This window comes from Nonomuraea basaltis (assembly GCF_005893125.1).
Lineage (GTDB): Bacteria > Actinomycetota > Actinomycetes > Streptosporangiales > Streptosporangiaceae > Nonomuraea > Nonomuraea basaltis.
Genome location: NZ_VCJS01000550.1, coordinates 1 through 1,494 on the forward strand (window position 1 = coordinate 1; position 1,494 = coordinate 1,494).

At 65.5% G+C, this 1,494-nt stretch carries 1 protein-coding gene and 1 pseudogene; both read right to left on the reverse strand.

Going from position 1 to position 1,494, the window contains the following annotated elements:
* Positions 1 to 115: 115 nt before the first annotated feature.
* Complete coding sequence (locus EJK15_RS76055) at positions 116 to 283, reverse strand: hypothetical protein (RefSeq protein WP_240778155.1); 168 nt, start codon at positions 281 to 283, stop codon at positions 116 to 118.
* A 452-nt stretch (positions 284 to 735) separates the two neighbouring features.
* Positions 736 to 1,188: pseudogene (locus tag EJK15_RS78425) on the reverse strand (TniQ family protein); the annotation flags it as partial.
* Positions 1,189 to 1,494 lie beyond the last annotated feature (306 nt).

Genomic DNA, 1,494 nt, shown 5'->3' on the forward strand with positions numbered 1-1,494 from the left:
ATCCCCAGCGGTTCACCCGCACACCCACGCTACCCAAGCTGCCGGCCGCCGCCTGGATCAACAAACCTACCGACGAGACAGACAAGCAGCAGGTCACCGACCAGGAGGACCTCGCCTAGCTAACGTCACAGCGCCCGTGTCTCAGTTGACTTGACACCTTCCGGAGCCCGCGGACGAAGACTATCGTGTAGATGTCCCTGAGTGGGCTGCCCTCCTGCCACAGCTCCAACACCTCCTCCGCGGCGACCACCTCCAAGGCCACCGCCAGCAGCGCCGCCGCCACCAGGGCCGTCTGCGGGGCCATCTCGAAGCGGCCCGCCGGTCCGGCCCGGTTCCACCGGCGCGCCTCACGGCTTCCGCGGCCACCGCGCGTCGACCATCGAGAGACATCGCCTCCAGCAGCGGTAGCACCTCCGGCACTCCCAAGCGGACCAGCATCGCCACCGCCTTCAAGGCCGCGAACCACTGTCCGGCACTCACCACCTGACCCGCGATCAGCGCAGGCCGGCGTCGCGTCGCCATCTCCAACACCATTCGTTGCCTATCGGCGAGTTCGCTGCTCACCGTATCCGTTCTGATCTGCGGGATCGGCTGATCACAAACAGCCCCACTCAGGATCGCGCCGCACTGCAACGGATCAGGCATCCACGTCCGCGACAGGCCACGTGGCTGCCCAGTAGGTCCTCGTCGCAGGTGAACTCCACACCTTGGGCAGCCATCCACCAGCAGCATCTGGTGAATCGGACAAACCGCAGCCCAGCCCAGCTTCCACCACACCTGCCACGCTCCCCCAGAGACCGCCACACACTCCGGGCAGGCCCGGCCACCGAAGAACTGCGCCCACTCCCGAGCAGCTGACCGCCGGACCGATTCCTTGTCTCCCACACGAACGCCTGTCAGGTCCACGGCCGTGCCGTTGAACACCTCCAGGTGCATTGCCTGCACGATCTCGGCGCCCACCCCAGTAGCGGCCTCAACCGCCTCGCACATTTCCGCAGTCGCGACGATGCCGTACGCCAACGTGCGGACATCACCAGAGGTCCCGCAGACATCCAGCCCTAACGCCTCGACGATCGCCCATGGCGGGCATCCATTGCGTACCGCCAACCGATCTACCCAGGATGCGAACGACTCGCCAGGCACTGGAGCAACTACCAGCGCCAACCGCCGAGGTCTGATCGCCATCATTCCTGGCTGAACCTCCTGCCGTACACGCGCCTACTGACATCCCCGATGCCCCGCTGCCAAGTCCGCTGACATCTCCCGCGCCGTTCTGACATCTGCAAGCGCCTCAGACAGTGTCTGGCGACGCCGAACCTGACAGCGGCGCGTATCGCTGAACAGGGCACTGTCATTTAGAGCGATGTCTGACCCGAAAATTCGACCTTCACGTGGGCAGGCGGCAGCGAACCCCGAGCGGCAATGAGCGATGATGCTTCGCGGTGAGTTGTGTCAGGTCGGCTCGGGCTCGATGAGGACGGCCTTGCCGTTGCG